The sequence below is a fragment of the Skermanella sp. genome (genome assembly GCF_059503625.1).
Genome location: NZ_JCACHA010001092.1, coordinates 1 through 5,574 on the forward strand (window position 1 = coordinate 1; position 5,574 = coordinate 5,574).

The window sequence follows — 5,574 nt, forward strand, 5'->3', positions numbered from 1 at the left end:
CATCCTCTCGCCGATCTTACCCGGCTATGGGAGGCGCTGCATGGGGGCAAGGTCAAACCTGCGGACCCCCGGCCCCCTAGGAGACCCATGGATTGAAAATAAATGTCGGTACCTGAGGGAAAGAAAGCGCTACAAGGCCACGCACAAGCCCTTCTGGGGGCCGCACAGGCGTTTGCGATTAAAATGTGCTATGACCGCCTCTTCGAACGGAACACACGGACCTCAAAGTTTTCACCAGTCGGAACGATCCGAGCATATACTGTCTCCTCTTCCTTGATATGGAGCCAGCGCCCAGGAGCACCCTGGAAGTTAAACCCTTCAGACCTAAGATATTCCTCTGCCGCAGTATAGGTCATGAAGCGCTTCAGCATTGGGCTGAAGTTGGTGATGGACTGCTCAATTCTCCCGCTCCTTAAGCAAATCTGCTAAACCTGAGCCTGAGCCATCGGCAGTCCTCTAGCGACCCCTAGTGCTGCCTAGTGCCTTATTCTGGCTTTCGATGAAGTACAAAACCGGACAGTGGTTTCATTGGTTCCAGCACCTTCTTTGCATACTTAAAAAAGTCTCTGTGCGCTTAAAGCAGGCTGTTGAGGAGGGTGTTCATGTATACCTTCCTACGATTTCCTCATCACCGCGCAATGTCTCGGTAAGCCGACGAATGGTTCGCTCAACACCTCTACGTTGCTCAGTGGGCAGTACCTGAGCGTGTTCCTCCAGATCCTTGATGGCTTGACGGATCTTTCTTTGCTGTTCGGCCAACCACTCTGGAGGAACTTCAGCCATTGGGGCGCTTCCTACGTTTCGTTGAGGAGAGGACGTTAGGGAACACCGCGGCGTGCGGTATAGATAGCAGCAGGGAATACACCTACTCCTTTGACCTAATCTTACTCGACCGAACGGAAGTGCCCCGCCTCCCCAAGGTACAGGTACCTCCACCTCAGAAACACACCCCCTGTTCTAGGAAACCTGAGAACCTCCGGCACCCCCGGCCCCCTATGGGACCCACTCGGAAAAACAGGTAACGGTACCTGAGCGGGAACCCTGGAAGACCCCCCTACATCCCCGGGGGCGTAGGGGACCCAGTGGTTTCCTCGGGGGACCTCCCGTTCGAGAGAGGGCAACAAACAACTAGCAACGGCAGGTTTAGCACTTATTTCGAGCTCTTCAGGAACCCGGGCATCGAGATGGGCCTGTTGGGTACCCTTAGCCGATGGGACCCAGAGTGCTGGTTGGTAGGCACCTGCCGTACCATGCGATCATGTGAGAGGCGTTGGGCATGGGATGCCATGTGTACGGAAGAAGTGCTGCCAGAAGTCCACAAGCTCTTCTATGAAGACTTCAGCCCTCTCCTGGTATGGTGGCCCATGCTCCTCAGGTTGCAACAGGTCCGATCTGTCAATCCAAAGAAATGAAATATCAAACTCCGAAGAAAACCCCGTGCTGAATGCCCCTGCATGGCGTCCAGTCTGCACTTGATCGGGAGAGAAGTGCTTTGTGCCGTTTGTGATTTTCTGAGCTATGTCCAATGCTTGGCATTGTGTGATAAGGAACCTGAGAAACCAAAGGCCCTTATTGTCCTTGTCGCTCTTGAAGGTCTCAAGTCGCCATTTGGCGTGAAGGCGATACTCCCTTTTCGCAAAATCTCCCCATACCCACTCATGAAGGTGGAAAGCCGTCATCGTCGCGTTCAGAGCATGCCGGGCTGACACATGGCCGCTTGCCTTGAAATCCGCCTGCTCCTCAAGCAACTTTTCTAGGAGATCACCAGCGGTCTTGATTGTGAAGCTTGTCATTGATCGGTTCTCCGCACCACCCGGTCTGAGGGATTTTACGACGCTGCCCATGTCACCGACAGTCAGCAATGTAGCAGCCCTCTATGTCATCACCCATCTAGGAACGTTGATCTATGTTGACAAGTCCTAGGACGCTGGCTTACCTTCGGCACGACACCAGCCAAGGACCCCCCGATCATGACCAGCTACGTTGCCTATCTCCGGGTATCGACTGACAAGCAGGGCAGGAGCGGTCTTGGGCTGGAAGGTCAGCAGGCTGCAATCGATGGCTTCCTCAAGGATACCGATACGCTCCTTCAGCCACCCTTCATTGAAGTGGAGAGTGGGAAGAACAATGAGCGACCCAAGCTCCTTGAGGCCGTGGCGATGTGTAAGCGGACAGGGGCAACCCTCCTCATTGCCAAGCTGGATCGGTTGGCCCGAAATGTCGCCTTCATAGCGAACCTCATGGAAGCGGGGGTGCCGTTCGTTGCCATCGACATGCCCATGGCTAACAAGTTCATGCTGCACATCATGGCGGCTGTGGCTGAGAACGAGCGGGAGATGATTTCCCAGCGGACCAAGGCTGCCCTCAAGGCCGCTAAGGCACGAGGCGTAAAGCTGGGTGGTGATCGTGGTTATCGTCCTCTCACGCCTCCCGATGCCTCCAAGGCCACAGTGGTACGGAAGGCCCAAGCGGACCAAGCAGCCTTCAGCGTCCTTCCGCTCATCCGGGATCTTCAGGCCCAGGGAGCGACCAGCCTCAACGCTCTTGCCTCCAAGCTGAACGAGAGGGGCCAACAGACACCCCGAGGGGGAGCCTGGACGGCCACTGCGGTCAAGCGGGCTCTAGCGCGAGCGGGGTGATTCTTGAAGACTGATAGCCTTGCCGCTCCTTCAGGCCGTCTGGTTCACCTAGGGGCCTTGGTCGCCCTCAGTCGCGCTTGGACACCCACACTGATGGTGCTGAAGTCCAGTCTACAGACGACACCCAACGGCTGATAATGGGCCACCACCTTGGCGGTGACAGCCTTAATGATATCCCTAGTCAGTTCCTTACCGAAAGGGTAGGACACATTTCTACTGCCAGATTTCCCAAGCGCTATATCCAGTGAACGGATAACTGCCGCGGCCAACTGGTCTACAGGGTCAGTCATGGTCAAGCCCTCTCTGTAGTCCGTGGGCAGCGTCAAGCCTGCCTCAAAAGTCCCAGGATGATGGCTACCACTATAGCTTGGAAGCTTCAAGGCTCATGGGGTTAATCCACAGAGTGCCTCACTTGCTTTCCCCGAAGCACCGGACGCCACGTGTAGGAGCCTGGACGGCCACAGCGGTCAAGAGGGTGTTGGCGTGGGTGGCTTGATCTCGAAAATGGTCGGTGATCCAGAGAGGTTGCCCTGTGGAACGACCTATGGCTCTGAGTTACCATTAGTAACTAGCAGGACGGCACATACTACATCTAGGCGAATTGAGTTCTCAACTCCATAGACCTAGAGTGCCTTCCAAGGGCTTTTGGTTCCGGGTAGGGCATCGATGAAGAAATAATAGGGGCGCTTCAGTGCCTCGACTCCATGGTCCCCTCCAAGCCTCCAGGAAGCCCCAGGAGACTCACCAATCCATCTGGCTACATCGGTAGCCCTGTGGTGCCAGAGGGCGTTCAGAGTCGATTCAGCGGTCTCCTAGAGTCTCCCTCAAGGCAATGAGGAGGATGGCGTCAGAACCACCTTCAAGCGGTTTGAACCTTCAGGTAGCTGAGTAGCTGTGAGGAAGCATTTGCCGATAGCGTCTCAGGCCGAATTTGTCAGCACTTACAATAGTTTGATTGCCTCATGACCCCTATCTGATTTCTAAAACCCCTACAACTAAGGAAGAGGGCGCTCCAAGCTCCCTATCACATCCCGTAAAATCATCATCATTGGAGAATTATCATGGGCCGTCCCCGTACCCTTCCCGATCACGTCAACGTGGTCTTCCTACGCCTTTCGGACAGCGAAGTCCTCCTCTGGAACTCCCTGAAGAAGATCATGGGAGCTAAGGCAGGCAAGAACGTCACCAACACGGCCCTAGCGGTGGCCATGGCAAAACTCACGGCACAGCACGAAGGCATCCTTAAGGCTGAATGACACTGGAGGACAGAGAGGTGACTGAAGACAGTTACACCCAGAGACTCATCATCGCGTTCATCCAGGTCAACGTTCGGTTGATGGTTACCCAGGGTGCAGACCTCGGGACCATCCTGGACCACCTCCCGACCTTCAATCCGGTCACGGTGGAGGAAATCTTCCGGGCCACCATTGACCAAACGGCCCCTGAAGCCGATTAGAGCCCTCCGAGGCACAGAACTATCCACCAACCTCACCACGGACTTCAAGCAACCCGAGGGCCTCAGCGGCCATCGGTTGCCTCTGCATGTCTGAACCACATCATGAAAGGAAATCACGAACATGGCTATTTCAGCAACGGTAGCGGCTGCCGGGATCGGTGCGGCTGCAACGGTCTCCAGTTCCAACAAGGCCGCGAAGGCAGCCAAGGCGGGCTCTACGACAACCGAGACCCCCTGGTCCGAACAGGCCCCCTATCTGACAGAGGCCTTCGGGGAAGCCCAGAGCATCTACCAGGGCCAGAAGGGAACCCCCTACTTCCGAGGTGACCTCTACGCCAAGCTCAACGGCGTCCAGACAGGAGCTATTCAGGGCACACAGGATTGGACGGGTGGTGTTGGTAATCAGTTGACCAATGGTGCCGCTGGAGCTGCCATCAGTTCCATGGGTAACATCCAGGCCGCTGGGACCAATGCTCAGGGTTTCGCCAGCGGGAACTACGGGGTGACTTCAGGGGCAAGCCCGTTGGTGACCCAGATGATGAACCAGACGGCGGTAGGTAGCCTGGGTCAGATGGGGTCCGCTACCAACGCCACCACCACGGCCCTCTCCATGTCGTCCAGTGATCCGACACGGGGGAACATTTCGGCTGCCGGTCAGTATGCCGATAACCCTTACCTTCAGTCTCAGATTGACGCTGCTGGTAATGATGCCGTCACGGCCCTCGGGAGGAACCTTGTGGGTCTGAACAATTCGGCATCCATGGGCGGGAACCTGAACTCATCCCGTACTGGTGCTGCTGAGGCTGTCATGAAGCAGGGGACAGCGGATCAGATTGCCCGGACCTCTGCCGATATGCGTTCGGCTGCCTACCAGAACGGCCTGGGGTTGGCTGAGAGTGCCCGTGGAACGAACCTCCAAGGCACCCTTGCCGCTGGTGGTCAGTTCGGCGGACTCGCCGGTCAGGGCCTTCTAGCTGGATCTACCGCGATGAACTTCGGGGAAGGCCAGAGGCAGTTCGATACCCAGTCACGGCTGGATGGGAACTCTCAGCTTCTCCAGAGTGGTGCCCTCGGGTTGGACGCTGCACAGGTCGGTAATGGTATGGCCCTTGGTAACCAGAACGCCAACCTCCAGGCCGGTGGAGTCCTTCAGGCTGACCAGCAGGGTCAATATGATGCCGCCTTCCAGAAGTGGCAGGGGACAGACACCAGGGCCAACGATCTCCTCCAGCGGTACATGCAGACCATTGGCGGGAAGGACTGGGGCGGTCAGGCAACCTCAACGAAACCCTATGCCGGTCAGGGTGCCCTTGCTGATGGCGTTCAGGGGGCTATGGGCATGGCTGCGGCAGGCGCTGGTCTCTATGGCCAATACCAGAAGTATAACCAGCCCACCGCTACCCTAACATACACGAACAATTAAGGGACAGTCGGAGGGAGAGCCATCAACGGCCCCCGGTAAGACGAACCTGGGGGTGG

6 protein-coding genes are annotated in these 5,574 nt (G+C 56.6%); 4 read left to right on the plus strand and 2 right to left on the minus strand.

Features of this window, described 5'->3' with window-relative positions:
- Positions 1-600: 600 nt before the first annotated feature.
- Complete coding sequence (locus AC5JJ6_RS39305; RefSeq protein WP_496047252.1) at positions 601-783, minus strand: hypothetical protein; 183 nt, start codon at positions 781-783, stop codon at positions 601-603.
- 473 nt (positions 784-1,256) lie between these two features.
- Entirely contained in the window at positions 1,257-1,793 is a 537-nt protein-coding gene (locus tag AC5JJ6_RS39310) for a hypothetical protein (protein ID WP_496047253.1), read from the minus strand.
- A 177-nt stretch (positions 1,794-1,970) separates the two neighbouring features.
- Between AC5JJ6_RS39310 and AC5JJ6_RS39315 the strand changes: the two genes are divergently transcribed.
- The 4 genes from AC5JJ6_RS39315 to AC5JJ6_RS39330 all read left to right on the plus strand — a co-directional run bounded on the left by AC5JJ6_RS39315 (position 1,971) and on the right by AC5JJ6_RS39330 (position 5,518).
- Positions 1,971-2,639, plus strand: coding sequence for a recombinase family protein (locus AC5JJ6_RS39315; RefSeq protein WP_496047254.1), 669 nt, complete (start codon positions 1,971-1,973; stop codon positions 2,637-2,639).
- 1,061 nt (positions 2,640-3,700) lie between these two features.
- Positions 3,701-3,895, plus strand: a complete 195-nt coding sequence (locus AC5JJ6_RS39320; protein ID WP_496047255.1) for a hypothetical protein — start codon at positions 3,701-3,703, stop codon at positions 3,893-3,895.
- A 17-nt stretch (positions 3,896-3,912) separates the two neighbouring features.
- On the plus strand, positions 3,913-4,095 hold the full coding sequence (locus AC5JJ6_RS39325; RefSeq protein WP_496047256.1) for a hypothetical protein: 183 nt from the start codon (positions 3,913-3,915) through the stop codon (positions 4,093-4,095).
- Positions 4,096-4,216: 121 nt separating this feature from the next.
- Positions 4,217-5,518, plus strand: a complete 1,302-nt coding sequence (locus AC5JJ6_RS39330) for a hypothetical protein (RefSeq protein ID WP_496047257.1) — start codon at positions 4,217-4,219, stop codon at positions 5,516-5,518.
- Positions 5,519-5,574 lie beyond the last annotated feature (56 nt).